Annotated in this window: 19 protein-coding genes and 1 pseudogene; 14 read left to right on the top strand and 6 right to left on the bottom strand. The window is 70.3% G+C overall.

The features are described from left to right. The 3 genes from ABIE65_RS21800 to ABIE65_RS21790 form a co-directional block, all read right to left on the bottom strand. A complete protein-coding gene (locus ABIE65_RS21800) occupies positions 1–768 on the bottom strand; it encodes an SDR family NAD(P)-dependent oxidoreductase (protein ID WP_354080666.1) in 768 nt (255 codons plus the stop codon). Between the two features lie 96 nt (positions 769–864). Next, complete coding sequence (locus ABIE65_RS21795; protein ID WP_354080665.1) at positions 865–1,965, bottom strand: enolase C-terminal domain-like protein; 1,101 nt, start codon at positions 1,963–1,965, stop codon at positions 865–867. 10 nt (positions 1,966–1,975) lie between these two features. Further along, the gene (locus tag ABIE65_RS21790; protein ID WP_354080664.1) at positions 1,976–3,742 is read right to left on the bottom strand and encodes a thiamine pyrophosphate-requiring protein; all 1,767 of its coding nucleotides are present in this window, start codon (positions 3,740–3,742) and stop codon (positions 1,976–1,978) included. A 220-nt stretch (positions 3,743–3,962) separates the two neighbouring features. Here ABIE65_RS21790 and ABIE65_RS21785 point away from each other — a divergent pair, with 220 nt between their 5' ends. From ABIE65_RS21785 to ABIE65_RS21765, 5 genes are read left to right on the top strand one after another with little or no spacing between them, the layout of a single operon-like run. Next, complete coding sequence (locus ABIE65_RS21785) at positions 3,963–5,000, top strand: hypothetical protein (protein WP_354080663.1); 1,038 nt, start codon at positions 3,963–3,965, stop codon at positions 4,998–5,000. Further along, positions 4,993–5,637, top strand: a complete 645-nt coding sequence (locus tag ABIE65_RS21780) for a gluconate 2-dehydrogenase subunit 3 family protein (protein ID WP_354080662.1) — start codon at positions 4,993–4,995, stop codon at positions 5,635–5,637. Before ABIE65_RS21785 ends, ABIE65_RS21780 begins: the two co-directional genes overlap by 8 nt. After that, positions 5,634–7,289: a GMC family oxidoreductase gene (locus ABIE65_RS21775; RefSeq protein WP_354080661.1), complete on the top strand. Its 1,656-nt coding sequence runs from the start codon at positions 5,634–5,636 to the stop codon at positions 7,287–7,289. The genes ABIE65_RS21780 and ABIE65_RS21775 overlap by 4 nt, the downstream gene beginning before the upstream one ends. Before the next feature lie 36 nt (positions 7,290–7,325). Beyond that, positions 7,326–7,757, top strand: coding sequence for a PPC domain-containing DNA-binding protein (locus tag ABIE65_RS21770; RefSeq protein ID WP_354080659.1), 432 nt, complete (start codon positions 7,326–7,328; stop codon positions 7,755–7,757). A 10-nt stretch (positions 7,758–7,767) separates the two neighbouring features. Then, complete coding sequence (locus tag ABIE65_RS21765; protein WP_354080658.1) at positions 7,768–8,142, top strand: sensory rhodopsin transducer; 375 nt, start codon at positions 7,768–7,770, stop codon at positions 8,140–8,142. A gap of 13 nt (positions 8,143–8,155) precedes the next feature. On the opposite strand, the gene ABIE65_RS21760 is transcribed toward ABIE65_RS21765, so the two are convergent. Continuing rightward, positions 8,156–9,532 carry an FAD-containing oxidoreductase gene (locus ABIE65_RS21760; protein ID WP_354080656.1) on the bottom strand — a complete coding sequence of 459 codons (1,377 nt, stop codon included), beginning with the start codon at positions 9,530–9,532 and terminating at the stop codon, positions 8,156–8,158. 297 nt (positions 9,533–9,829) lie between these two features. Between ABIE65_RS21760 and ABIE65_RS21755 the strand changes: the two genes are divergently transcribed. Both ABIE65_RS21755 and ABIE65_RS21750 read left to right on the top strand, forming a co-directional pair. Then, on the top strand, positions 9,830–10,672 hold the full coding sequence (locus ABIE65_RS21755) for an SDR family oxidoreductase (RefSeq protein WP_354080655.1): 843 nt from the start codon (positions 9,830–9,832) through the stop codon (positions 10,670–10,672). A 122-nt stretch (positions 10,673–10,794) separates the two neighbouring features. Beyond that, the gene (locus ABIE65_RS21750) at positions 10,795–12,393 is read left to right on the top strand and encodes a GMC family oxidoreductase (protein WP_354080653.1); all 1,599 of its coding nucleotides are present in this window, start codon (positions 10,795–10,797) and stop codon (positions 12,391–12,393) included. A 60-nt stretch (positions 12,394–12,453) separates the two neighbouring features. On the opposite strand, the gene ABIE65_RS21745 is transcribed toward ABIE65_RS21750, so the two are convergent. Both ABIE65_RS21745 and ABIE65_RS21740 read right to left on the bottom strand, forming a co-directional pair. Beyond that, complete coding sequence (locus ABIE65_RS21745; RefSeq protein ID WP_354080651.1) at positions 12,454–14,712, bottom strand: xanthine dehydrogenase family protein molybdopterin-binding subunit; 2,259 nt, start codon at positions 14,710–14,712, stop codon at positions 12,454–12,456. A 207-nt stretch (positions 14,713–14,919) separates the two neighbouring features. Continuing rightward, on the bottom strand, positions 14,920–16,149 hold the full coding sequence (locus tag ABIE65_RS21740; protein ID WP_354080650.1) for a PQQ-dependent sugar dehydrogenase: 1,230 nt from the start codon (positions 16,147–16,149) through the stop codon (positions 14,920–14,922). A 208-nt stretch (positions 16,150–16,357) separates the two neighbouring features. On the opposite strand from ABIE65_RS21740, the gene ABIE65_RS21735 reads away from it, so the two are divergent. The 7 genes and pseudogenes from ABIE65_RS21735 to ABIE65_RS21705 all read left to right on the top strand — a co-directional run bounded on the left by ABIE65_RS21735 (position 16,358) and on the right by ABIE65_RS21705 (position 25,970). Continuing rightward, positions 16,358–17,488, top strand: a complete 1,131-nt coding sequence (locus tag ABIE65_RS21735; RefSeq protein WP_354080648.1) for an acyl-CoA dehydrogenase family protein — start codon at positions 16,358–16,360, stop codon at positions 17,486–17,488. Between the two features lie 10 nt (positions 17,489–17,498). Continuing rightward, positions 17,499–18,095, top strand: a pseudogene (locus tag ABIE65_RS21730) (acyl-CoA dehydrogenase family protein); the annotation flags it as partial. After that, positions 18,069–18,758, top strand: a complete 690-nt coding sequence (locus ABIE65_RS21725; RefSeq protein WP_354080732.1) for an acyl-CoA dehydrogenase family protein — start codon at positions 18,069–18,071, stop codon at positions 18,756–18,758. The pseudogene ABIE65_RS21730 and the gene ABIE65_RS21725, both read left to right, overlap by 27 nt. A 72-nt stretch (positions 18,759–18,830) precedes the next feature. Next, positions 18,831–20,471: a flavin-containing monooxygenase gene (locus ABIE65_RS21720; protein ID WP_354080646.1), complete on the top strand. Its 1,641-nt coding sequence runs from the start codon at positions 18,831–18,833 to the stop codon at positions 20,469–20,471. A 114-nt stretch (positions 20,472–20,585) separates the two neighbouring features. After that, on the top strand, positions 20,586–22,664 hold the full coding sequence (locus ABIE65_RS21715) for a hydantoinase/oxoprolinase family protein (RefSeq protein ID WP_354080644.1): 2,079 nt from the start codon (positions 20,586–20,588) through the stop codon (positions 22,662–22,664). A 10-nt stretch (positions 22,665–22,674) separates the two neighbouring features. Further along, complete coding sequence (locus ABIE65_RS21710; protein WP_354080642.1) at positions 22,675–24,303, top strand: hydantoinase B/oxoprolinase family protein; 1,629 nt, start codon at positions 22,675–22,677, stop codon at positions 24,301–24,303. Next, a complete protein-coding gene (locus tag ABIE65_RS21705; protein WP_354080640.1) occupies positions 24,300–25,970 on the top strand; it encodes a hydantoinase B/oxoprolinase family protein in 1,671 nt (556 codons plus the stop codon). Before ABIE65_RS21710 ends, ABIE65_RS21705 begins: the two co-directional genes overlap by 4 nt. Positions 25,971–25,972: the final 2 nt, after the last annotated feature.

Raw genomic sequence — 25,972 nt, 5'->3', positions numbered from 1 at the left:
CTACATCGCCGTCATGCCGCCGTCGACGAACAGCAGCGAGCCGGTGACGTAGGACGCGTCGTCGGAGGCGAGGAAGAGGATGCAGGACGCGACCTCGTCCGCCGTGCCCGGCCGGCGCAGCATGGTGCGGCCGGCGGCGTCCTCGTTGTAGCTCTCGACGCTGCGGCCGGCCGCGGCGATGCGGCGCGCATGGAAGGGCGTGAAGATCGGCCCCGGGCAGACGGCGTTGGCGCGGATGCCTTCCGGCGAATGGTCGATGGCGAGCCCGCGCGTCAGGCCGGCGATGGCGGCTTTGGCGGTGTCGTACTGGATGGTGTTGCCGCCGGCGGTGACCGAGCGCACAGACGCCACGTTGACGATGCTGCCGCCGCCGGCACGGCGCATGGCGGGAATGGCGCCCTTGGCGCAGTAGGCATAGCTCTTGAGGTTGACGTTCAGCAGCGTGTCCCAGCTCTCGGCGCTGGCATCGACCACCGTCTGGTAGAGGCGGATGCCGGCATTGTTGACCAGGATGTCGAGCCGTCCGAACGCCGCCTCGGCCTCCGCCACGAAGGCCAGCGCGGCCGCCTCGTCGCCGACGTCGGCCGCGGTGAAGCGCACGTCGCCGCCGGCCGCGGCGATCTCCGCCGCGACACTGCGCCCGCGCTCGGCGTCGCGGTCGGCGAAGGCGACGCGCGCGCCCTCGGCGACGAAGCGCCGGACCGTCGCCTCGCCGATCCCCGACGCCCCGCCCGTGACGACGGCGACCTTGCCGCTGAGCCTGCCCATGGGTTCGATCCTCTCCCGGTGGTTTCTTGCCGCCAGGATAAGCAGGCAACGCGATGCCGTATACGCGTGGCCGAACAGGCGTCGATGCGTGGGGCGTCAGGCGGCGAAGGCGGCGACGTCGCTCTCCCGCAGCGACAGGCCGAGGCCGGGCTCGCGGTTGTTGCCGACCGTTCCCCGTTCCGGTCGCGGGGCACCGTCGAACATCATCTGCTCGATGCGCACATGGTCGTGGAACCACTCCATGTGGATCGCCGCGGGCGCGCACAGGCACGGGTGCAGGTGCAGCGACGGCGCGCAGTGCGAGGACAGCGGAACCTCGTGCGCTTCCGCGAGCGCCGCGGCCTTGAGGAAGCCGGTGATGCCGCAGCAGCGCGTCGCGTCGGCCTGCAGCACGTCGACGGCGCCGGCGGCCAGCATGTCGCGGAAGCCCGAGAGGGTGAACACATACTCGCCGGAGGTGATCGCCATGCCCGCCGGCGCGCGGTCGCGCAGCAGGCGCATCCCATCCAGATCGTTCGAGGAGACCGGCTCCTCGAACCAGGTCACGCCCTGCCCGGCCGCCGTCTCGGCGAAGGCGAGCGCGCGCTTGCGCGAGAGGGCGCCGTTCGCGTCGACGAAGAGCGCGGTATCGGCACCAATGGCGGCGCGCGCCACCGCCATCCTATGCGGGTCCGCGTCGGGCGTGCGGCCCACCTTCATCTTCACCGCAAACAGCCCGCTCTCCGCCCAGCCGCCGAGCTGCCGGGTCAGGCGGTCGTCGTCGTATGAGGTGAAACCGCCCGAACCGTAGACGGGGATGGCCCGGCGCGCCCGGCCGATCAGGTCGGCGACCGGGACGCCGAGGATCCTGCCCTTCAGGTCCCACAGTGCCGTGTCGACAGCCGCGACCGCCATGGCGGCGAGGCCGCCCTGGCCGAGATTGCGGACGCGGCCGAGCATCGCCAGCCAGATGCCGTTGATGTCGAAGGCGTCCATGCCCTGGACCGTTCCGGCGAGGACGCCCTCGACGAGCCCGGCCGCCGCCGCGTCGGCATAGGTGTAGCCGATCCCGACCCGTCCGGCGGCATGAACCTCGACGAGCACCATGGTGGTGCTGTCCCAGGCGAGGGTGCCGTCGGACTCGGGCGCATCGGTCGGCACCACGAACACCCGTGCCGCCACCCGCTCGATCGGGGCGCGGCTGTCGCCCGGGCTCACGGCCGCCTCCCTACGACCAGACGCGCTTGAAGGTCTGCCAGAGGATGCCGCTGGTATCCGGGTCGCCCTGGGCGATGGCGGAGGCATAGGACCGGGCCTGCGACAGGGTGATGTGCGGCGGCAGGGTCGGCACGTCGGGATCGACGCGCGCGTCGATCAGGCAAGGGCGGTCGGCCTGGAGCGCCTCGTCCCAGGCGGCACCGACCTGATCGGGCTTGTCGACGGTGATGCCCTGGAGGCCGAGGAGGCGGGCATAGGCGGCGAAGTCCATCGCCGGCACGTCCTGCGTCTTGGGGACCTTCGGCGAATCGGCCATCGCCCGCAGTTCCCAGGTCACCTGGTTGAGGTCGCCGTTGCTGAGGATGCAGACGACGAGACGCGGGTCCGACCATTCGCGCCAGTATTTCGACACCGTGATGAGGTCGGTGATGCCGAGCATCTGCATCGCGCCGTCGCCGACGAAGGCGATCGGCACGCGGTCCGGATAGGCGAACTTCGCGGCAATGGCGTAGGGCATGCCGGGGCACATGGTCGCCAGCGTTCCCGACAGCGAAGCCTTCATGCCGCTGCGGATCTTGATGGCGCGGGCATACCAGTTGGCCGACGAGCCGGAATCCGCCGTGATGATCGCCTTGTCCGGCAGCCGCGAGGAGAGTTCCCAGAAGAGCTTTTCGGGGTTGACGGGGCTGGCCTCCTTGTCGGCCCGCTTGCCGACATCATCCCACCAGTTCGCCACGCGCTTCTCGATGTCGGCGCGCCAGGAACGGTCCTCCTTGCGCTTCAGATAGGGGATCAGGCCGCGCAGCGTCGTCGCGGCATCGCCGGCCAGCGCCATGTCCATCGGGTAGCGGATCGACAGCATGGTCGGGTCGAGGTCGATCTGCACCGCCTTGGCCTGTCCCTCCTTCGGCAGGAATTCCGAATAGGGGAAGCGCGACCCGATCATCAGGAAGGTGTCGCAGTGGCGCATCATCCAGTCGGACGGTTCGGTCCCCAGCAGCCCGATGGAGCCGGTGACGAACGGCAGGTCGTCGGGCAGCGCCGCCTTGCCGAGCAGCGCCTTGGCCACGCCGGCGCCGAGCAGGTCCGCCACCTGCACCACCTCGTCCGCCGCTTCCATGGCGCCGGCCCCGATGAGGATGCCGACCTTCCCGCCGTCGTTGAGCAGGGCCGCGGCGCGCTTCAGGTCGTCCTCCATCGGGACGGCCCTGGGCGCGCTGAAGCCGATGCCGCTGTGAACGGTGCCGTGGGCGTGCGGCGGCGTCTCCACCGCCTTCGCCTCCTGCACGTCGTTCGGCACGATGATGCAGGTGACGGTGCGGCGCGCCTTGGCGATGCGGAAGGCGCGGTCGATCAGGTGGCGCATCTGCACCGGCGCCATGCAGGTCTCGACATAGTCCGAGGCGACGTCCTTGAAGAGCGTCTGGAGATCGACCTCCTGCTGGTAGTTGCCGCCCATCGCGGCGCGCGCCTGCTGACCGACGATCGCCACCACCGGCTGGTGGTCGAGCTTCGCGTCGTAGAGGCCGTTCAGGAGGTGAATCGCGCCTGGCCCGGACGTCGCCATGCAGACCCCGACCTCGCCGGTGAACTTGGCATGGGCGCAGGCCATGAAGGCCGCGCTCTCCTCGTGCCGGACCTGGACGAAGCCGATCCTGTCGTCACGCCCCATGGCGGCCACGAGGCCGCCGATACCGTCGCCGGGATAGCCGAAGACGCGATCGACGCCCCATTCGGCCAGACGTTCGAGGGTGAAATCGCCGACGGTCTTGGCCATCGCAGCTTCTCCTCTGCTCGGAAAGTGTCGGGTCGCAGCCGGCGGGCCCGTTCCGGGCGCGACGCCGCAGCGGCCACCGCTCCCCGTGAAATCGCGTGGCGGGCGGATCGTTCCGACCGGAATGCAGATGATGAGAAGTTTCTGGCCGGCCGCCGAACCGATCGCGGCTCCACGCATTGCTCCGACAAGCGACGACCGTCCGTCCACTCGGGAGAGCGAAGTGCAGGAGCGATCCGTGCCGGCCGCGCGTCGAACGCCTTCCCCGCAGCGGGCGCCGCCCGCGGCGAGACCCGCCCCGCAGCGGGCGCAGCCGCGACCCCGTTCCGGGACACTGCTCGAACTGGCCGGCCTGGCGCTGGCGGGCGGGGCACTGCTCGGCATGGCCGCGGCCGGTTCAAGGCAACACCGGCAGGCGCAGCGTCCTGCGCGGCCGGCCCGCCGGGCTGCACAGGGGGCGGCACTGGTGGCCGCGAGCGTGCTGGCCGACAGCGCGATGGAACATTTCCGCGGCAATTTCCGCAACCGCGCGATGCTGACCGCGCCCGCTGCGTCCAGCGCCGCAGTCGCCGCCGCGGTCGCGACCGCCGCCTCGACCGCGGCGCCGGCGGCACGGCGCGCGGCCTTCGCTTTCGCGATAGCCGCAGGCCTGATCGGTATCGGCTTTCACGTCAGGAACCTGCTCGGCCGCCCCGGCGGCCTGTCGTGGAACAGCCTCTTCTATCGCGCGCCGTTCGGGGCACCGGGGGCGCTCGCGATCGCAGGCGCACTCGGCCTGACGGCGGACGGCTGGCCGCGCACGGCGGCCATGCCCGGCGGCGACGCCGAACGGTTGGCCGGCATCACCACGCTCGGGCTGCTGGGCGTCTCCGTCGAGGTCGGGCTGCTGCACTTCCGCGGCGCCTTCCACAACCCGCTGATGTACCTGCCGCTGGCCGGCCTGCCCACGACGGGTCTCGCCGTCGCCGCAGCCGCCGCGCGGCCGGGCGCCGGGACGCTGGCAGCGGCGCGCGCGATGCTCGGCGTCACCACCGCGCTGGCCGTCGCCGGCAGCGGCCTGCACGCCTACGGGGTGTCGCGGAACAGCGGCGGGTTCGCCAACTGGAGCCAGAACCTGTTCCAGGGTCCGCCGATCGCGGCACCGCCGAGCCTGGCGGGACTGGCACTGGCGGGATTTGCGGCGCTCGACCTGATCGAGGGGCGTCGAGGACATGAGGGCCAAGAATACGAAGGCCGAGGACGCGAGGACCGTCATGGCTGAAGAACCTTTCCGCAGTTCCTATCCGCGCTACGACGTGCTGGAGAAATGGGATTCGCCCTCGTGGAACGAGGCCACCCGGCGCGCCGTCGACGACCGCCTGCACAACGTGCCGCCGCGGCGGTTCTTCAGCGAGCGCGAGTACGCGCTCCTGACGGCGCTGGTCGAGACCGTACTGCCCCAGCCGGAGCGTGCACCGCACGAGCGGATCCCGGTCGCGGCCTTCATCGACGGCGTCCTGTACGAGGATCGCGGCAACGGCACCCGCTTCGCCGACGCCCTGCCGCAGCGTGAGGCCTGGCGGCGCGGCCTCGCCGCCATCGCCGCCGAAGCCGAGCGGCGGCACGGCCGCGCGTTTCCGGACCTGCCGGGGCCGCTGCGGACGGCACTGCTGAAGGCCGTCGACGCCGGCGAGGTCGACGAGACGCTGTGGGAGGGCGTGAAGCCGCGCCGCTTCTTCCGCGACGTGCTGCTGAAGGAGGCGGTGAAGATCTACTACGCCCACCCTTCTGCCTGGAACGAGATCGGCTTCGGCGGGCCCGCCGCGCCGCGCGGCTATGTCCGCCTGGGCCCCGACCAGCGCGACCCGTGGGAGGCGCGCGAGGAGCGGCCGCCGCAGCCGCTGGGGAGGCAGGAATGAGCGCCGTCGTCTCCGACGCCGAATTCCGGCCGCGCGCGACCGACGGCCGCGCTCCGAACGTCTTCCGCCTCGGCGAATGGGTGCCGATGGCGACCTACCCGGAGGACGAGGCGGTCGATTTCGCCATCGTCGGCACCGGCTGCGGCGGCAGCGTGCTGGCGGCAAAGCTCGCCGCGGCCGGCCACTCCGTCGTCGCCTTCGATGCCGGCGCCTTTTACCGGCCGCTCGAGGATTTCGCCTCGGACGAGCGCGAGCAGGAGAAGCTGTACTGGCTGGACGAGCGCATATCCGGCGGCGACGACCCGATCGAGCTCGGCTCCAATAATTCGGGCCGCGCCGTGGGCGGCACCACCGTGCATTTCCAGATGGTGACGCTGCGCTTCCGGCCGGAATGGTTCAGGTCGCGCAGCCTGCTCGGCTACGGCCACGACTGGCCGGTCGACTGGCGCGAGATGTGGAACTATTACGACGCGGCCGAGGACGCGATGAAGATCGCCGGCCCGCTGCGCTATCCCTGGGGGCCGCCGCGCGGGCGCTACCCGTACCGGGAGCACGAGCTTTCGGCCTCGGCCCTCGTCCTGGCGCGCGGCGCCGAGGCGATGGGTGTCGATTGGTGCGCGACGCCGACCGCCTCGATCTCCGCGCCGCGCGGCGAGGCCAATCCCTGCGCCTATCGCGGCTTCTGCAAGATCGGGTGCGCCACGAACGCCAAGCAGTCGATGCTGGTCACCTACGTGCCCTGGGCGATCGAGGCGGGTGCGGAGATCCGCGACCTGGCCATGGTCGGCCGGATCGAGACCGGCCCGGACGGACGGGCGACCGGCGTCCACTATCGGCGCAACAGCCGCTGGCGCTTTCAGAAGGCGAAGGCCGTGATCGTCGCCGGCTATTCCGTCGAGACGCCGCGACTGCTGCTCAATTCGGCCTGCCCGCGGCATCCGGACGGTCTGGCGAATTCGTCCGGCCTGGTCGGCAAGGGCCTGATGGTGCACGCCAACCACGCCGTCTGGGGCGTGATGGAGGAGGAGATCCGCTGGTACAAGGGCCCGCCGTCGCTGGCCGTGTGCGAGCACTGGAACTACGAGGACGCCGGCAAGGACTTCTTCGGCGGCTATGCCTTCATGAGCCAGGGGCCGCTGCCGACCGACTTCGCCACATCGCTGGTCTCGAACGAGGGCGTCTTCGGTCACGAACTGCGCAAGTGGATGGGCCGCTACAATCACATGGCCGGCCTGAAAATCGTCGGCGAGACGATGCCGCAGGAGACGAACCGGGTCGAACTCTCCGACGAGACCGATGCGCTCGGACTGCCGATCCCGAAGGTCACCTACGCCTACTGCGACAACGACCGGAGGTTGGCGGCGCACGCCCAGGACTTCATGGGCCGCACGCTGGAGGCCGCGGGCGCGCGGGATCTCTTCAGGACCTCGGGCACGGCGCACCTGATGGGCGGCTGCCGGATGGGCGAGGACCCTGCGACCAGCGTCGTCGGGCCGGACGGTCGGTCCTGGGACATCGACAACCTCTTCGTCTGCGACGGCTCGCTGTTTCCGACCGGCGGCGGGGTCAACCCGTCGCTGACGATCGTCGCCAACGCCCTACGCATCGCCGACCGGATCCGGGACCTCGCCGCGCGCGGCGACCTGCGCTGACCCCTCACGAGGAAGAAGAATGACGGAGGAAGAACGATGAAGTCGAAACTGATCCATGCCGACGGCCAGCGGACCTTCGCCCTCGTCTTCGACACCGGCGACGAGGTGGTGTCGTCCCTGTCCGACTTTGCCCGACAGCAGGGACTGTCGGCCGCCCGGTTCACCGGCCTCGGCGCCTTCAGCGACGTGGTGCTGGGCTATTTCGACTGGGAGAAGAAGGATTACGAGAGGATCCCGCTGACCGAACAGGTGGAGGTGGTGTCGTTCGTCGGCGACGTGGCGCTGGGCGACAAGGGGCCAAAGCTGCACCCGCATGTCGTCGTTTCCAAGCGCGACGGCAGCGCCTGGGGCGGCCACCTCCTGGAGGCGCATGTGCGGCCGACGCTGGAGGTCGTGCTGACCGAGGCGCCCGCCCACCTGCACCGCCGCCACGATCCCGAGAGCGGCCTGGCACTGATCCGGCTCTGAGGAGGAGGCCATGACCGCCATCGGCAAGACGCGCTGGGCGATCGCCGAGGGCTTCATCCCGTCCGCGAGCACCGGTAGCGGACGGGCGTTCGAGAGCCACGAGACGGTGTGCATCCTGAACGCCGGCGACCGCGACGCCAACGTCCGCATCACCGTCTTCTTCGCCGACCGGCCGCCCGCCGGCCCCTACGCCGTGCGCGTGCCGGCGCAGCGGACCAGCCACGTCCGCTTCAACGATCTCGACGACCCCGAACCGGTGCCCCGGGACACCGACTATGCGAGCGTCGTCGAGTCGGACCAGCCGATCGTCTGCCAGCACACGCGACTCGACTCCCGGCAGGCAGAACTCGCCCTGCTGAGCACGGTAGCCTGGGCGGCGGATTGACCTCCGCTTCGGGTCAGTTCGGCTTCAGGCCGCCCAGCAGTGTCGGCAGAAGCTCCGAGACCGTGGGATGAATGGGCACCGCCCATTGCAGCGTCGTGTAGGGCTGGTCGGCGTTCATCATGTCGAGGACGCCGTGGATCGCCTCGTCGCCGCCGGTGCCGAGGATGGCGGCGCCGAGGATGCGCCTGGTCTCGGCGTCGGCGACGATCTTCATGAAACCCAGGGTCTCACCCTTCTCCACGGCGCGGCCGACGCGCGTCATCGGACGCTCGGCGGTCAGAAGCGGGCGGCCGGTCTTGCGTGCTTCCGCTTCCGTCATGCCGACGCGGCCGAGCGGCGGGTCGATGTAGAGCGCGTAGCCGGGGATGCGGTCGGTGACGCGCCGCGTCTCGCCGTCGAGCAGGTTCGCCGCGACGATCTCGAAATCGTTGTAGGCGGTGTGGGTGAAGGCGCCGCGGCCGTTGCAATCGCCCAGCGCCCAGACGCCGGGCACGGACGTGCGCAGCTGGTCGTCGACCGGGATGTAGCCGCGCGCGTCAGTGGCGATGCCGGCCCGGTCCAGGCCCAGATCGTCGGTGTTCGGGCGACGGCCGACCGCCAGCAGCACGTCGCTGCCGATCACCTCCGGCGCGCCGGCGGTGCAGTCGACCCGCACCCCGACGCCGCCGGGCGCCGGCGCGAAGGCGATGCATGCGGCGCCGGTGCGCACTGCGATCCCCTCCGCCTCGAGGATCTCGCGGATGGCGGCGGACACGTCCTCGTCCTCGCGCGCGACGAGGCGGGGGCCGCGCTCGACCACCGTCACCGCCGCGCCGAAACGCCGGTACATCTGCGCGAATTCCAGGCCGATATAGCTGCCGCCGACGACGACGAGATGGTCCGGCACCCGGTCGAGATCGAGGATCGAGGTGTTGGTCAGGTAGGGGACGTCGTTCACGCCCGGCATGTCCGGGACCAGCGCCCGGCCGCCGACGTTCAGGAAGATCCGGGGCGCCGTCAGGAGGGCGTCGCCGACGCGGATCGTCGCCGGCCCCTCGAAGCGGGCATGGCCGCGCAGGACCGTGAGCCCGTCCATGCCGCCGAGCCAGCGCTCGACGTTCGTCCGGGCGTTGGTCGCGACGGTGCCCGCCCTGTCGCGGACCCGGCGCATGTCGACGCCGACCGCGCCGGGGATCGTGACGCCATAGTCGGCCGCCCGGCGCGCGAGGTGCGCCGCATAGGCGCTGGCGACGAGCGCCTTCGTCGGCATGCAGCCGGTGTTCACGCAGGTGCCGCCGAACAGGTGCCGCTCGACCAGCGCCACGCGCATCCCGGCGGCGGTCAGGCGGCCGGCGAGCGACGGCCCCGCCTGGCCCGCACCGACCACGATCGCATCAAATGCTTCGCTCATGACAGGCTCCCTACGATGATTGCCGCGGCGGCACCGGATGACGCGGCATCGTGAACTGGATTGTCGACACACCCGCCGTCGGAAACGGGCGGGCCACCGCTCCCGCGAAGTCCCATGCTGACCCCGCTGCCGGTGTTGATCCAGGTGACGGAATCGGCTCTCCATCATGCGCACCGCCGCGCCACGAGGCGGCCCCGAAACCGCAGCGATCATCGTGTCGGACTATGCCTATGATGGGGCACAATCCGGAGACAAAAACCAATCCACCACGCGGTGTCCGGAAGGGGAGGGTGCGGAATGAACACAGACCAGAAGAAGGTCGCCGTCGTGATCGGGGCGACGTCGAAGTGGCAGGCGGACGGGCGGAACACGCGGCTGGCGCACGGACGTGCCGTCGACGACGCGGACCTGCCGGTCGGCGTGCGCTGGGGCATCGGCGGGGCGGTGGCGCAGAAGTTCGCGCGCGAGGGGTTCTTCGTCGTGCTGACGACGCGCACCGCCGCCAACGCCGCCGGCCTGGAGCGCGCGATCCTGGACCAGGGCGGCGCCTGCATGACGGTCGAACTCGACCTGGTGTCGGAAGCGTCGATCGCGGCGGCCTTCGGGAAGATCCGCAGCGAGGCGGGCGATCCGCACGTGCTGGTCTACAATGCGGGCTATCTGGAAGGCCGCGACCTGCCGCCGGAGAAGGAACTTCTCGAACACATCCCGGTCGAGATGTTCGACACCGCCCAGCATATCGCCAGCCGCGGACCGTTTCTCGTCGCCAAGGAGGTCCTGCCGGCGATGCGCGAACGGGGTGCCGGCTCCTTCTTCTTCACCAACAATGCGAGCTCGCTGCGCGGGCGCAAGCGAATGACGGGACAGTCGCTCTACTATCCCCGGGTGATGATGCGCACCCTGGCCCAGGTGCTGACCGAGGAATATTCCGAGCACGGCGTGCATGTGGCGAACATCGTCGTCGACGGCCTGATCGACTCGCCCGGCACGCGGGCGCTGCCCAAGGCGCAGAGCAACCCCGAGATCGTGATGAACCCGGTCAGCATCGCGGACGCCTTCTGGTACCTGCACACCCAGGACCGGTCGTGCTGGACGCACGAACTGCAGCTCACGCCCTTTTCGACCAAGCCGAGCTACTGACCCTTCGCCGCCGGCGCACGCGCCGGCGGCTTGCGCGCGGGCGCGGCGCGTGGATTGATCCCGGGCTGCGCGCCCGGTCCCTTCCGACCCGACGCGCCTGCGATCGGGGGACGTCGGGACAGATGGACACATACGACTATATCGTCGTCGGGGCGGGTTCGGCCGGAGCGGTGGTGGCGAACAGGCTGTCGGCGGACCCGCGCAACAGGGTGCTGCTGCTCGAGGCCGGGCCCGCGAGCCACCCCTGGTCGCACATCCCCGTCGGCTACGCCAAGCTGGTGAACAATCCGGCGGCGAACTGGCTCTACAGCTCGGAGCCCGAGGCGGGAACCGGCAGCCGGCGCCTGCCGGTGCCGCGCGGGCGCATCCTCGGCGGATCCAGCGCCATCAACGGCCTCGCCTTCGTGCGCGGCCAAGCCCAGGACTTCGACGGCTGGGCGCAGATGGGCAACCAGGGCTGGAGCTATGCGGACGTCCTGCCCTTCTTCAAGCGAATGGAGCGCTACGAGGGCGATGGCGACGACGCGTTCCGCGGGCGCGACGGGCCGTTGCGCGTGACCAACCCGGCGCCGCGCGAACCGCTCTACGCCGCCCTGATCGAGGCCGCGGGCCAGATCGGGATCGTCCACAACCCGGACTATAACGGCGCCGTCCAGGACGGCATCGCGATGAGCCAGGCGACGATCGCGGCCCGCCGGCGCATGAGCACGGCGCGCTGCTATCTGGATCCGGCCCGCCGGCGGCCGAACCTGCGCATCGAGACGGGGGCGCTCGGCCAGGCGCTGATCCTGGAGGGGAGCCGCTGCGTCGGCGTCCGCTACACCGTGGGGGACCGGTCCGAGGAGGCGCGCGCCGGCCGCGAGGTCGTCGTCAGCGCGGGCGCGATCAATTCGCCGCAGCTGCTGGAACTGTCCGGAATCGGCCAGGGCGACCGGCTGCGCAGCCTGGGCATCGAGGTGCGGCACGCGCTGCCCGGCGTCGGCGAGAACCTCCGCGACCATTACGCGCCGCGCACGCGGTGGGCCGTCGGCAGGAAGGGCGTCACATTCAACGACACCGGCCGCGGCCTGGGCCTCGTCGGGCAGGCGCTGCGCTATGCCCTCTACGGGCAGGGCATGCTCTGCATGGTGGCGGCACCGCTGCGCGCCTTCGTGCGCTCGCGCGAGGGACTGGAGGCGCCGGACGTGCTGCTGGGCTGGGTGCCGATGCTGACCGAGGCCGGGCCGAAGGGCCCGCGCATCTCCCGCCAGTCGGGCATGACTTGCTACGCGCACGCCATGCGGCCGGAGAGCAAGGGCCATGTCCACATCGTCTCGGCCGACCCGCGCAAAGCCCCGGCGATCACCTTCAACTTCCTGTCGTCACCGGCCGACGCCGACCTGACCGTCCGGGCGATCCGCATCGCGCGCAGCGTGATGACCGCCCCGGCCCTCGCCCCGTTGCAGATCACCGAACTGGCGCCGGGCCCGTTGAACAGCGACGACGAGATCCTGGACTGGGCGCGGCGGGTCGGCGAGACGACCTACCACCCGACCGGGACCTGCCGGATGGGCAGCGACCCGCTGGCGGTCGTCGATGCGCGCCTGCGGGTTCACGGCATCGCGGGATTGCGGGTCGCGGACGCCTCGATCATGCCGACCCTGACGTCGGGCAACACCAACGCCCCGTCGATCATGATCGGCGAGAAGGCGGCCGACATGGTGCTGGCCGACGCCGCCTGAGCCGGAAAGGAAAGGGCCGGCCAACCGGCCGGCCCCCTGTTCCATACGCGTCGGCGTGCCTTATTCCGCGGCCTGCGCCATCGGCGGCGGCTCGATTTCCGCCAGGATCTTCGGCGGCGACATCGGCAGGCTGTAGAAACGGTGGCCCAGCGCGTCGTAGACGGCGTTCGCGACGGCCGAGAGCACCGGCACGAGCGGCACCTCGCCGACGCCGCGCACGCCCTGCGGATGCTTCGGGTTCGGGATCTCGAGCATGACCGCGTCGAGCATCGGCAGGTCCGAACAGACCGGCATCCGGTAGTCGAGGAAGCCCGGGTTATCGACCTTGCCGTTCTTGTCGTAGATGTATTCCTCGCTGAGCGCCCAGCCGATGCCCTGGGCGACGCCGCCCTGGATCTGGCCTTCGACATAGCTGGGATGGATCGCCCGGCCGACATCCTGGAACGCAGTGTAGCGCACGACCCGCACCGTGCCGACCTCGGGGTCGACCTCGACGTCGCAGATGTGCGTGCCGAAGCCGCCCTCGGCGCCCGTGGTGTTGAGCTGGGCGCCGGCGCCGATCGGGCCGCCGGTGGCGTTCGCCTTGGCGGCGATCTCCGGCAGGGTCAGCGGCGGGAACTTGCCGGCATTGTCGCTGACCGGCCGCGCCTCGCCGTTCTCCCAGACGACCGCTTCCGGATCGATCTTCCAGATCTTCGCCGCCCGCTCGCGCAGCTGGGTGATGACCTTCTCGGTCGACTGCGTCACCACGATGGCCGAGGCGAAGGTGACGCGGCTGCCGCCGGTCAGGTTGCTGAAGCCGACGGTGCTGGTGTCGCCGATCAGGACCGAGACCTTGCGGTAGTCGATGCCGAGCAGTTCGGCCGCGATGTTGGCGGTCGAGGCGCGCGAGCCGCCGACGTCCGGGTGGCCGGTGATGACGATGACCGTGCCGTCCTCGGCGATGTTGACCTGGGCGCTCGATTCGCCGCCGGCGTTGAACCAGTAGCCGCTGGCGACGCCGCGTCCCTGGTTCGGGCCGAGCGGCGCCTTGTAGTGCGGATGCTCCATCGCCGCCTTGAGCGTCTCGACATAGCCGATGCGCGGGAAGGTCGGGCCGTAGGCCGCCTTCGTACCCTGCTTGGCTGCGTTCTTCAGCCTCAGTTCGAGCGGATCGATCTTCAGCGCCTCGGCCAGCTCGTCGAGCACGCACTCGGCCGCATAGGCGCCGATCGGCGCGCCGGGCGCGCGATAGGCCGCGACCTTCGATCGGTTGGAGACGACGTCGTAGCCCAGCGCGTGGACGTTGGGGATGTCGTAGGGCGTGAAGGCGCAGCCGGCGGCGCCGCGGATCGGCGAGCCCGGGAAGGCGCCGGCCTGGAGGTAGAAGGTGCCCTGGGCGGCGACGATCCGGCCGTCCTTCGTGGCACCCATCTTGACCGTGCTGTAGGCGCCTGAGGTCGGGCCGGAGGCGCGGAACACGTCCTCGCGCGACATGGTCATCTTCACCGGGCGGCCCGACTTGCGGGCCAGGATCAGGGCCACCGGCTCCAGATAGATGATCGTCTTGCCGCCGAAGCCGCCGCCGATCTCCGCCGGGATGGCGCGGATGTCGCTCTGCGGCAGGCCGGTCAGGTAGGCGCACATGGCGCGCACCATGAACTGGCCCTGGCTCGAACTCCAGATCGTCGCCTTGCCGTCGGGCGACACGCTGACGAGGCAGGCGTGCGGCTCGATATAGCCCTGATGCACCGGCGCGGTGTGGAAGCTCCGCTCGATGATGACGTCGGCTTCGGCGAAGCCGGCATCGATGTCGCCGAGCTTATGCTCCAGCGTGCCGGCGATGTTCGACGGCTTGCCCTCGAACTGCAGGAAGTCGTGCAGGATCGGCGCGTCGGGCTTCATCGCCTCCTGGACGTCGATCACCCAGGGCAGCACCTCGTAGTCGACCTCGATCAGTTCGAGCGCGCGGGCGGCGATGCTCTCGGTCGTGGCGGCGACGGCCGCGATCGGGTGGCCGGCGAACAGCGCCTTGTCGCGCGCCATCACGTTGCGCGCCATCCAGCGCATATCCTGGATGCCCAGCATCACGGACTTGTCGACCGGGAAATCGACGATGTCCTGGCCGGTCATGACCGCCTTGACGCCCGGCAGCGCCGCCGCCTTGGACGTGTCGATCGACTTGATGCGGGCATGCGGATGCGGGCTGCGCAGGATCTTGCCCCAGATCATGCCCGGCATCGTGCTGTCGGCGGCGTAGGCGGCGCGGCCGGTCACCTTGTCCGCGCCGTCCGGGCGGATGGTGCGCTTGCCGATCCACTTGTTGTCCTGGCTGGTCATGCAGTGCCTCCCCTCATGTCCGCAGCCGGATCCAGGCCGTGCGGACAAACGTGTCGTAGCGTGACGAGTCGGCGCGGCAATTCACGTCCAGGCCGGCCGAACAGGATGCCCAGAGGCTACGTCGATAGACGGGATCAGAACAGCCCCCTTCGCACAGGCGTAGCGAAGGGGGCAAAGGCCGAGAACGAGAGCGTGGCCGCCCGCTGCCTACGATCCCGACGCGATGCGCAGGATCGTGCTGCCGCTGCCCCAGCCACGGGTTTCGGTTACGGCGTAGACGGCGCCGTCCGGCCCGACCTTCACGTCGCGGATCCGGGCGTCGAGGGGGACCCGCTCCTCCGCGGCGACGCGGTCGCCGTCGAGGTGAAGGATCACGAGGCCCTGACTGACGAGGCCGCCGATGAGCAGGGCGCCCTTCCACTCGGGTATGGCGTCGGCGGTGTAGAGGGCCATGCCCGAGGGGGCGATGACCGGATCCCAGTAGTAGATGGGCTGCTCCATGCCCTCCTTCGCGGTGATCCCCTGGCCGACGGGCCGGCCACCATAGGTGAGGCCGTAGGTGATGACCGGCCAGCCGTAGTTCTTGCCGGCTTCCGGGCGGTTCAACTCGTCGCCGCCCTTCGGTCCGTGCTCGACGAGCCAGAGCCGCCCGTCGGCGTCGACCACGGCGGACTGCACGTTGCGGTGGCCGTAGGACCAGATCGCGGGCTGCGACGAACCGGCGAAGGGATTGTCCTCGGGAATGGAGCCGTCCGGGTTGATCCGGAACACCTTGCCGAGGCCGGACGACAGGTCCTGCGCCTGGTCGCGAATCGGCGTGTCCGAGCGCTCGCCGACGGTCACGAAGAGGCGGCCCTGCGGGTCGAAGGCGAGGCGCGAGCCGAAATGCTTGTCGCCGTCATAGGCGGGTGTCTGGCGGAAGATCACCCGCACGTCCTGCAGGGTGCCCGAGTTGCCCTCCATCTTGAGGCGCGCCCGCGCCACGCTGGTGCCGTTGCCGCCGCCGTCGCGCGGCTCGGCATAGGAGAAGAAGATCGTGCCGCTCTGGGCGAAGTCGGGCGCCAGAGCCACGTCGAGCAGGCCGCCCTGGCCGTCCGCGTCGACCTTCGGCACGCCCGCGATGGCCTCACCGGCCGCGCCGTCGCGGGCGACGATGTGCATGTCCCCCGCCTTCGCCGTGACCAGCATGCGCCCGTCCGGCAGGAACTCCATCGCCCAGAGCCGCGGCAGGTCGTCGGCCACCGTCTGCGTGGTGACCTTCGCCGGCCGGGCCGGCTGCGGCGCGCGCGTCTGGTTCTCGAAGGCCGGCTGCTGACCGGGCGCGTTGGGCGGCGCCGTCACGACCGACGGGCGGCTGCCGGCCTGGGACGTCTGGGCGAAGGCCGGCGCCGCCGCCAGCATCGTCGTCACGAGCAGGGGAAGAACGAACTGTCGCACGGGAAATCTCCAGGAGATTGAGAGGCGGCCCCAGCCGATCGGTCATGGTTGGGAGACCTGGAGCGCGGGTGCCGAGTCTCAACCCTCGCCCTGCGCCGGGAGGCCGCCCCCGTTCCCACCGCCGCTCCTTTTGTCCGGATCTGGCGCCGCCCCCCCAAGGCGCTGTACCCTCACCGGCAGACAAGAAGTAGAGATAGCGAGGGAGCGGATGCAGTTCGCGTTCACCGACGAGCAGGTCGAGTTCCGGTCGATCCTGCGCCGATTCCTGGAGGCCAAGTCGCCGCCGACGGCGGTGCGCCGCCTGATGGAAACCGAGGACGGCTACGACAGGGCGGTCTGGCAGCAGTTGAGCGGCGAGCTGGGCCTGGCAGGGGTGCACATCCCCGAGGAATATGGCGGCCAGGGCTTCGGCTTCGTCGAACTCTGCATCGCGCTGGAGGAGATGGGCCGGTCGCTGCTGTGCGCGCCGTTCTTCTCGACGGTGGCGCTGGCCGCGACGGCGATCCTCAACGGTGCCACCGAGGACGAGAAGCGCCGGCTCCTGCCGAAGATCGCCGCGGGCGAGACGCTCGCCGCCCTCGCCTTCACCGAGGACGACGGGCGCTGGGACATGGGCGCCACGCAGACGACGGCGACGGTCGCGAACGGCGGCTACCGGCTGGACGGGGTGAAGTCCTTCGTGGTCGACGGGCACGTCGCGGACCTGATCGTCGTGCTGGCGCGGGCGCCGGGATCGCGGGGGACCGACTGCCTGTCGCTGTTCGCCGTGGCGGGCGACGCGCCGGGCCTGGAACGCCGGGCCCTGAAGGTGATGGATCCGACGCGCAAGCAGGCGCGGCTGACGTTCAAGTCGGTGCCGGCCACGCTGATCGGCACCGAGGGCGGTGCGGCGGCTGGTTTCGCCAAGACCCTCGACCAAGCGGCCGCGTGCCTCGCCAACGAGATGGCGGGCGGCACCGGGCGCCTGCTCGAAATGTCGATGGACTACGCCCAGATGCGCGTGCAGTTCGGCCGCCAGATCGGCTCGTTCCAGTCGCTGAAGCACAAGGCGGCGGACATGCTGATGGAGGCCGAGATGGCGAAGTCGGCGGCCTATTACGCCGCGTCGGCCGCGGCCGAGAACAGCGCCGACTTTCCGGCGGTCGCCTCGCTGGCCAAGGCCTGCGCCGCCGAGACCTACATGCAGACCGCCGTGCACACGATCCAGATCCACGGCGGCATCGGCTTCACCTGGGACCAGGACTGCCATCTCTGGTTCAAGCGCGCGAAATCGTCCGAGGTGATGCTGGGCGATCCCGCCTATCACCGCGAACTGATGATGCAGCGCTGGCAGGCCTGAGGAGGCACGAACGATGAGCGAAACGACCGCAGACACCGTCCGCGCCGAGGTCCGCAGCTGGCTGGAGGCCAACTGGGACCCGAACCTCGGCCTCGTCGAATGGCGCAACCGGCTGATCGATTCCGGCTGGGGCGCCCCGACATGGCCGACCGAGTGGTACGGCAAGGGCTACCCGGATTCCATCGGCCGCGTCGTCGACGAGGAATTCGAGCGCATCGGCGCCGTGACGGTGGCGCGCACGGGCATCCGCAATCTGGCCGCGGCGACCCTGCTGGCGCACGGGACGCAGATGCAGAAGGAGAAGTTCCTGCGCCGGATCCTGACCGGCGAGGACACCTGGTGCCAGCTCTTCAGCGAGCCCGGCAGCGGCTCCGACCTCGCCGGCGCCACGACCCGCGCCGACTTCCAGGGCAACAAGTGGGTGATCAACGGCCAGAAGGTCTGGACGACGAGCGCGCACCACGCCCAGTACGGCCTGCTGCTCGCCCGGACCGACTGGGACGCGGTGAAGCACAAGGGCCTGAGCTTCTTCGTGCTCGACATCGAGCAGCCGGGCGTCTCGGTGCAGCCGCTGCGCCAGATGAACGGCCACGCCTCGTTCAACCAGGTGTTCTTCACCAATGCCGAGATCGCCCCGGAATTCATCGTCGGCGAGCCCGGCGAGGGCTGGAAGATCGCGACCACCACGCTGATGCACGAGCGCCGCGGCGCCGACGGTCTGCGACGCGCCGCCATGGCCTCCAAGCGGCCGGAACGCTGCTACGCGGAAGAGGCCGAGGAGATCGCGCACCAGCTGGAGCCCTACAAGTGGTACCCGCAGCGCATGGGCCGGGTCGACCTGGTGATGCAAAGGGCGCGCGAGACCGGGAAGATCGACGATCCGGCGGTGCGCCAGGAGATCGCCCGGCTGCTGACCCTGGCGAAGACCGCCGAGTGGACGGCGCTGCGCTCCCGCGCGGCACAGGCGCAGGGGCGGCCGCAGGGCCCGGAGGGCTCGCTCGGGAAGCTCGCCGCCAGCGTCGTGGCGCGCAAGGCGAACCAGGTGCACACGATGATCTCCGGCGCGGACGCCATGTTGACCGGCGAGGACAGCCCGATGGGCGGCGTCATCGCGGAGATCCTGGTCTCGACGCCCGCCATCTCGATTGCCGGCGGCACCGACGAGATCCAGCGCAACATCATTTCCGAACGCATCCTGAAGCTGCCGAAAGAGCCGCGCACGGATGCCGACCGCCCGTTCCGCGAGGTGCCGCGCAACGTCGTGACGTGACGCGGCCTCCCGCGTCCGGCAACGGGCGCGGGCCGATCGCCGAACAGAAGGAAACGCAGGAGTTGGCAGGACATGGCCACGGCGCTTGAAACGAAACCCGACGCTCGCGCGGCGTCGGCGCTCGACCACGACGTCATCGTCATCGGTGCCGGCATCTCCGGCATGTACCAGCTGCACAAGCTGCGCGGGCTGGGCCTCAGGGTCCGGGTGTTCGAGGCCGGCACCGGCGTCGGCGGCACCTGGTACTGGAACCGCTATCCCGGCGCGCGCTTCGACTCCGAGAGCTATTCCTACGGCTATTCCTTTTCGCAGGAGCTGCTCGACGAGTGGGACTGGACCGAACACTTCGCGCCGCAGCCGGAGACCGAGAAGTATCTGAACCACGTCGCGGACAAGTTCGATCTGCGTCGCGACATCCAGTTCCGGGCGCGCGTCGCCTCGGCGGTCTACGACGAGCGCGGCCGATCCTGGACGGTTACGCTGGAGGACGGCAGCCGGCACACCTGCCGCTTCCTGGTGACCGCCGTCGGCCCCCTGTCGGCGCCGACATTCCCGCGGATCGAGGGACGCGACAGCTTCAGCGGCGAGGCCTATCACACCGGCCTCTGGCCGAAGGAGCCGGTCAGCTTCGAGGGCAAGCGGGTCGCGGTGATCGGCACCGGTGCCACCGGCGTGCAGGCGATTCAGGAGATCGCCAAGACGGCCAAGCACCTGACGGTGTTCCAGCGCCGGCCGAACTGGTGCACGCCGCTGCACAACGGGCCGATCACGCCGGAGGAGATGAAGGAGATCCGCGCCGGCTATCCCGACATCTTCCGCCGCTGCCGCGAGACGGCGGCCTGCTTCGTCCACACGATCGACCCGCGCGGCACCTTCGAGGTGACGCCGGAGGAGCGCGAGGCCTTCTGGGAGGAGCTCTATGCCGGGCGCGGCTTCGGCATCTGGCAGGGCAATTTCCGCGACATGCTGGTCGATCGCGAGGCGAACCGGCTGGCCTCCGACTTCGTCGCGAAGAAGATCCGGCAGCGGGTGAAGGATCCGGCGGTCGCGGAGAAGCTGATCCCGAAGGACCACGGCTTCGGCACCCGGCGCGTCCCGCAGGAGACCCACTATTACGAGGTCTACAACCAGCCCAACGTCGAACTGGTCAGCATCCTGGACACGCCGATCGAGCGGATCACGCCGACCGGCGTGGAGACGAGCGACCGGACCTTCGAATTCGACCTGATCGTCTACGCCACCGGCTTCGACGCCATTACCGGCAGCCTGGACCGGATCGACATCCGCGGCACCGGCGGGCAGAAGCTGAAGGAGAAGTGGCGCGGCGCGCTGACCACCTTCGTCGGCGTGATGGTCGACGGCTTCCCCAACATGTTCATGGTGGTGGGCCCGCACACGGCGCTCGGCAACATCCCGCGCAGCATCGAATACAATGTCGAATGGATCAGCGATCTGCTCGAATACATGCAGAGGCGCGGACTGACCTACGCGGATGCACGGCCCGAGGCCGTCGAGCGGTGGACCGCGTTCGTCGTCGAGAAGGGCGAGGGCCTGCTGTCGAACGAGGTCGATTCCTGGATGACCGGCGTCAACCAGAACGTCGAGGGCAAGCAGACGCGGATCATCGCCCGCTACAGCGGCACCGCGCCCGACTACAGGCGCTGGTGCGACGAGGTCGCCGAAGGCGGGTATCGCGAACTGGCCTTCGACTGACGGGACCTTCGGGCACGACGGCGTCGGGCGGCACGGGGCTTGCTTAACCCGCTGTGCCGGTCCGGCCCCGAGCCGGGACGCACGCGTTAGAGTCACAGCCGGGATGATGCCGTCATGCCAGCCTATTCGCTCGGAATCGACATCGGCGGCACTTTCACCGACATCGTCGCCTACGACCACGCGTCGGGGCGATCGCTCACCCACAAGGAGCTGACGACGCCGGACGACCCGGCGAAGGGCGTCATCACCGGCATCGTCCGGCTGTTCGACCGCGAGGGCCTCGCCTACCGGGACGTCAGCCGCGTCGTGCACGCGACCACGCTGTTCGCCAACGCGCTGATCGAGCGCAAGGGCGCGGCAACGGGCCTGATCACCACCGAGGGCTTCCGCGACGTCCTGGAGATCGGGCGCGAGCGTAAATACGAGCTCTACGACATCTTCATCGAGATGCCGAAGCCGCTGGTGCGGCGCGGCCTGCGGATGGAGGTCGCCGAGCGGATGGCGCCGGACGGCACGCCCGAGATCCCGCTCGACGAGGCTGGCCTGGTCCGGCAGGCACAGGCGCTGGTCGATGCCGGCGTGGTGTCCGTCGCCGTGATGTTCCTGCACGCCTATGCCAACCCGGCGCACGAGCGCGCCGCGCAGGCGATCCTGCGCGAACGGTTCCCCGGCCTGTTCGTGTCGATCTCGTCGGAGATCGCGCCGGAGATCCGCGAATTCGAGCGCGCCTCGACGACCGTCGCGAACGCCTACATCAAACCGATCGCCGACCGCTATCTGGACAATCTGGGCCGCGAGATCGCCGCACTCGGCATCGGCGCGCCACTGTTCATGATGCTGTCGAACGGCGGCCTGACCCATGTCCGCGAGGCGAAGCGCACGCCGATCCAGCTGCTTGAATCCGGCCCGGCGGCCGGCGCGCTCGCCGGCGCCTTCTTCGGCGACCGCAGCGCCGCCAAGTCGGTGCTGGCCTTCGACATGGGCGGCACGACGGCGAAGCTGAGCGTCGTCGACGACGGCGAGCCGCTGATCGGCTACAGCTTTGAGGCGGCACGCGAGAAGCGCTTCATCGAGGGCAGCGGCCTGCCGATCAACATCTCGACGATCGAACTGATCGAGATCGGCGCCGGCGGCGGCTCCATCGCCCATCTCGACAGCCTGGGCCTGCTGAAGGTCGGCCCGCAGAGCGCGGGCTCGCAGCCGGGGCCGGCCTGCTACGGCCGCGGCGGCAGCGAACCCACGGTGACCGACGCCAACCTGCTGCTGGGCTATCTCAACCCCGACTTCTTCGCCGGCGGCACCATCGCGATCAGCGCGGAGGCGGCGAGCGGTGCCATGCAGAAGATCGGCGCGGCGACGGACATGTCGCCCGTCGGCGTCGCCTGGGGCATCCACAACGTCGTCAACGAGAGCATGGCGAGTGCGGCGCGCGTGCACATCGCCGAGCGCGGCAAGGACCCGCGGCGCTATGCGCTGCTGACCACCGGCGGCGGCGGTCCGCTGCACGGCTGCGAGGTCGCCCGCAAGCTGGGCATCAAGCGGATCGTCTGCCCGCCGGGCGCCGGCGTCGCCTCGGCCCTCGGCCTGCTGGTGGCGCCGGCGCGCGTCGACCGGGTGTCGACCGTCGCGGCCCCGCTGGCGACCATGGACTGGCCGGCGTTCGAGGCCGCCTATGCGACGCTGGAGGCCGACGCGCTGTCGGTCATCCGCGACACCGGCATCGACCCGGAGACGGCTGAGGTCACCCGCCTCGCCGACCTGCGCTATATCGGCCAGGGCTTCGAACTGGTGACGGCGCTGCCGCCCGGCCCCTACGGCCCCGGCGCGCTGGCCGGCATCATGGCGGCGTTCGAGGCGGCCTACCGCGCGGTGTTCTCGCGCACGCCGCCCGGATCGGTCGAGGTGGTCAACATCCGCGTCTCGGCACGCGCACCCGCCGGCGGGGCCGACCTGCAGGTGCGGGCACCAGACGGCGCCACCCTGGCGGACGCGCTGAAGACCTCGCGCCCGGTCTATTTCGGCCTCGCCGGCGACTTCGTCGCGACGCCGGTCTACGACCGCCGCCTGCTGGGCGCGGGCAGCGACATCGCTGGACCGGCCGTGATCGAGGAACCGGAATCGACGCTGATCGTGCCGTCGGACGGGCGGCTGGTCGTCGAGAATTCGGGCAATCTCGTCGTCACGCTGGGCTGAGGGGCGCGCCATGGACCGCCGCTCGGACCGCACGCCGTTCGACCCCGCCACCTTGGAAGTCGTCTGGACGCGGCTGATCTCCGCCGTCGACGAGGCCGCGGCGGCCCTGGTGCGCACCGCCTTCTCCACCGTCGTGCGCGAATCCTACGACTTCTCCTGCGTCATCACCGACGTCGAGGGCCGGTCGATCGCCCAGGCGACCGAGAGCATCCCCGTGTTCATCGGCACGCTGCCGCGCACCGTGCGCCACATGCTGCAGGCGTTCCCGCCGGAGACGCTGTCGCCCGGCGACGTGCTGATCACCAACGACGCCTGGATGGGCACGGGCCACCTGCCCGACGTGAACGTCGCCAAGCCGATCTTCGTCGGCGGTCGCCTGGTCGCCTTCGCCGCCAGCACGGCGCACGCGCCGGACATCGGCGGCCGGTCCGGCCAGAACTACATCCGCGACATCTTCGAGGAAGGCCTGCAGATCCCGATCATGAAACTGATCGATCGCGGCGAGGTCGACGAGACCATCGTCGCCGTCATGCGCGCCAACGTCCGCGCCGCCGACGACGTGCTGGGCGATCTCTGGGCGCAGGTGACGGCACTCGACGTGGTCGAACGGCGCCTGACCGTGCTGATGCAGGAATACGAACTGACCGACCTCGGCCCGCTGGCCGAGGAGATCCAGGGCCGGTCGGAGGCGGCGATGCGCCGCGCGATCGCCGCCCTGCCGAACGGCACCTACCGGCACAGCCTGACGACGGACGGCGCGCTCGAGCCGGTGCGGATCGAGACGGCGGTGACGATCACCGACGACGAGATGATCATCGATTTCGAGGGCTCGTCGGCGCAGATCGACGGTGCGGCGATCAACGTGCCCTTCTGCTACAGCTACGCCTTCACGGTCTATGCGGCTAAGTGCATCCTCTCCCCCGACATCCCCAACAACGAGGGCGCCTTCCTGCCCATCGTCGTGAAGGCGCCGGCGGGCAGCATCGTCAACAGCCAGTTCCCGACCTCGGGCGGCTCGCGCAACCAGGTCGGCCACTTCCTGCCGGTCGGCGTGTTCGGCGCGCTGGCCCAGGTCGTGCCGGACCGGGTGATGGGCGCCAGCGGCTCGCCGTTGTGGAGCATCAAGCAGTCCGGCGTGACCGAGGACGGCCGACCTTACGCCAACCTCTTCTTCTTCAACGGCGGCATGGGCGCCAGCCACCGGCGCGACGGCGAGAACTGCCTGTCCTGGCCGAGCAACGTCTCCAACTCGCCGGTCGAGATGATCGAGCGCCAGGCGCCGATGCGCGTGACCAGGAAGCGCCTGCGCGAGGGGTCCGGCGGCGCCGGAACGCATCGCGGCGGGCTGGGCCAGGAGATCGTCTTCGAGATCCTGTCGCCGACGCCCATCGTCGTGACGTTCGGTGCCGATCGGACGCGGGTCGCGGCCGAAGGGGTGGCCGGCGGCGCACCCGGCGCGCTGGGCGCCACGCTGATCAACGGCAAGGCCGTCGATGCGAAGGAGACCTACACGGTCCACCGCGGCGACACGGTCTCGCTGCTCACGCCGGGGGCCGGCGGCTTCGGCCCTCCCGAGCGGCGAGCGCCGGACGCCGTGCTGGCCGACCGTCTCGAAGGCTATGCGGGAGCCGGGGAATGAGCGCACGCGTGGACGATACGGCCGCCGGGCCATCCCACGCGGCGCCCTTCGACGCCGCCACCCTGCAGATCCTGTGGGGCCGCCTGATCTCCGCCGTCGACGAGGCGTCCGCCGCCCTCGTCCGCACCGCCTTCTCGTCGGTGGTACGCGAATCCTACGATTTCGCCTGCGTCGTCACCGACGCGCGCGGCCACCTCGTCGCCCAGGCGACGCAGAGCATTCCGTCCTTCATCGGCACGCTGCCGCGCACCGTCCGTTGGTTCCAGGAACTCTATCCGGCCGAGAAACTGACGCCCGGCGACGTGCTGATCAGCAACGACCCCTGGCACGGCACCGGGCACCTGCCCGACATCAACGTCGTGAAGCCGATCTTCCTGGGCGAGCGGCTGATCGGGTTTGCCGCGAGCACGGCGCACGCCCCGGACATCGGCGGCCGTACCGGCTCGCTGGAGATGCGCGACATCTACGAGGAGGGATTCCAGATCCCGCCGATGAAGCTCATCACCGGCGGCAAGGTGAACCAGAGCCTGGTCTCCCTGCTGCGCGCCAACGTGCGCGCACCCGACGACGTGGTGGGCGACCTGTGGGCGCAGATCACCGGCCTGGACATCATCGAGCAGCGCACCCTGTCGCTGATGGAGGAGTACGGCTTCGCCGAACTGACCGCACTCGCCGACGAGATCCACGACCGATCGGAGGCGGCGATGCGCGCCGCCATCGCCAAGGCGCCGCGGGGCACCTGGCGCTATGCCGTCACCGCCGACGGCGGCCCCGTGCCGATCGAAATCCGCATCGCGGTCAGCTTCACCGGCGAAGAGGTGGTGATCGACTTCGAGGGATCGTCCGGCGAGGTGGCGGGCATGAACATGAACGCGGTCTACGCTTACACCTATGCCTACACCTCCTACGGCGTGAAATGCATCCTGGCGCCCGACCTGCCGAACAATGACGGCGTCTGGCGCCCAATCGTCATCAAGGCGCCGGAGGGCAGCGTCCTCAACCACCGCTTCCCTATCGCCGGCTACTCGCGCCACATGGTCGGCCACTATCTGCCCCTGTCCGTCCTGGCGGCGCTCGCCGAGGCGCTGCCCGACCGGGTGATGGCGCCGTCCGGCACGCCGGTCTGGAACGTCAAGGTCTCCGGCGTCGACGACGCCGGCCGGTCCTTCGCCTCGCTGCTGTTCTTCAACGGCGGCATGGGCGCCAACGCCAGGCGCGACGGGGAGAGCGTGCTGAGTTGGCCGAGCAACATCTCCGGCGTGCCGGTCGAGTATATGGAGCGCTCGACGCCCTGGCGGATCCGCTACAAGCGCTACGCCGAGGGCTCCGGCGGCGCCGGCGAACAGCGCGGCGGGCTAGGCCAGGAACTGATGTTCGAGTCCCGCTCCGAGCGTCCGCTGAACCTGCACTTCTCCGCAGGCCGGTCGTCGATCGACCCCGAGGGGATCTGCGGCGGCGGCCCCGGCCGGCGCGGCGAACTGCGGATCAACGGCGCGGCACCGCTCGATCCGTCGAAGCCGTACCGGCTGCTCAACGGCGACACACTGTACCTGCGCACGCCCGGCGGCGGCGGCTTCGGCGATCCGGGGCGACGTGCGGCGGACCGCACGGAAGCCGACCGCACCGAGGGCTACACCGGTAGCGGAGGAGCGGCGAACGGGACATAGAC

Origin of the sequence: Constrictibacter sp. MBR-5 (genome assembly GCF_040549485.1) — a bacterium.
Classification (GTDB): Bacteria; Pseudomonadota; Alphaproteobacteria; order JAJUGE01; family JAJUGE01; genus Constrictibacter.
The sequence above is the reverse complement of the archived record's forward strand: the minus strand, read 5'-3'. Positions and strand labels throughout refer to the sequence as shown.

Bases quoted from the DNA above. Each gene is read 5' to 3' on its own strand.
- ABIE65_RS21745 (WP_354080651.1), bottom strand. From the start codon at position 14,712: ATGACCAGCCAGGACAACAAGTGGATCGGCAAGCGCACCATCCGCCCG.
- ABIE65_RS21735 (WP_354080648.1), top strand. From the start codon at position 16,358: ATGCAGTTCGCGTTCACCGACGAGCAGGTCGAGTTCCGGTCGATCCTG.
- ABIE65_RS21725 (WP_354080732.1), top strand. From the start codon at position 18,069: ATGAACGGCCACGCCTCGTTCAACCAGGTGTTCTTCACCAATGCCGAG.
- ABIE65_RS21710 (WP_354080642.1), top strand. From the start codon at position 22,675: ATGGACCGCCGCTCGGACCGCACGCCGTTCGACCCCGCCACCTTGGAA.
- ABIE65_RS21780 (WP_354080662.1), top strand. From the start codon at position 4,993: ATGGCTGAAGAACCTTTCCGCAGTTCCTATCCGCGCTACGACGTGCTG.
- ABIE65_RS21800 (WP_354080666.1), bottom strand. From the start codon at position 768: ATGGGCAGGCTCAGCGGCAAGGTCGCCGTCGTCACGGGCGGGGCGTCG.
- ABIE65_RS21720 (WP_354080646.1), top strand. From the start codon at position 18,831: ATGGCCACGGCGCTTGAAACGAAACCCGACGCTCGCGCGGCGTCGGCG.
- ABIE65_RS21775 (WP_354080661.1), top strand. From the start codon at position 5,634: ATGAGCGCCGTCGTCTCCGACGCCGAATTCCGGCCGCGCGCGACCGAC.
- ABIE65_RS21715 (WP_354080644.1), top strand. From the start codon at position 20,586: ATGCCAGCCTATTCGCTCGGAATCGACATCGGCGGCACTTTCACCGAC.
- ABIE65_RS21760 (WP_354080656.1), bottom strand. From the start codon at position 9,532: ATGAGCGAAGCATTTGATGCGATCGTGGTCGGTGCGGGCCAGGCGGGG.
- ABIE65_RS21755 (WP_354080655.1), top strand. From the start codon at position 9,830: ATGAACACAGACCAGAAGAAGGTCGCCGTCGTGATCGGGGCGACGTCG.
- ABIE65_RS21765 (WP_354080658.1), top strand. From the start codon at position 7,768: ATGACCGCCATCGGCAAGACGCGCTGGGCGATCGCCGAGGGCTTCATC.
- ABIE65_RS21790 (WP_354080664.1), bottom strand. From the start codon at position 3,742: ATGGCCAAGACCGTCGGCGATTTCACCCTCGAACGTCTGGCCGAATGG.
- ABIE65_RS21770 (WP_354080659.1), top strand. From the start codon at position 7,326: ATGAAGTCGAAACTGATCCATGCCGACGGCCAGCGGACCTTCGCCCTC.
- ABIE65_RS21705 (WP_354080640.1), top strand. From the start codon at position 24,300: ATGAGCGCACGCGTGGACGATACGGCCGCCGGGCCATCCCACGCGGCG.
- ABIE65_RS21750 (WP_354080653.1), top strand. From the start codon at position 10,795: ATGGACACATACGACTATATCGTCGTCGGGGCGGGTTCGGCCGGAGCG.